Genomic DNA, 328 nt, shown 5'->3' on the forward strand with positions numbered 1-328 from the left:
GCCTTTCTCTTGTTCTGCCACTTCCTCTTGAAAGCAAGCCCTGCCAGCATAATGGCCTCGGAGGACCCAACCGTCCCAACTCCAACGGCAGCCTCTGAATCTCCCAGTGGAGCATTGAATAGATGGGCTATGATGTTCACACATCGGTTCTGAAGCTCAGTGGTAACGGGGTATTCATCCATGTCCACATAGTTCTTGTTAATGGCAGCCATCATAAGCTTATCACATTCAGGTTCCATCCAAGTGGTTACAAAGGAAGCCAGGTTCAGCCTTGGATTCCCATCAAGCATCAGTTCGTCGTTAATGATCTGGTACGCCGCCTCCTTCG

Annotated in this window: 1 protein-coding gene; it reads right to left on the reverse strand. The window is 50.0% G+C overall.

From position 1 onward, the window contains the following. Nucleotides 1-328 (reverse strand): pyridoxal-dependent decarboxylase (locus tag C6N31_RS47315; RefSeq protein WP_232486364.1); only part of this gene is annotated, 328 nt, incomplete at both ends.

This window comes from Streptomyces fildesensis (assembly GCF_016107395.1).
In the GTDB taxonomy this organism is placed as follows: Bacteria; Actinomycetota; Actinomycetes; order Streptomycetales; family Streptomycetaceae; genus Actinacidiphila; species Actinacidiphila fildesensis.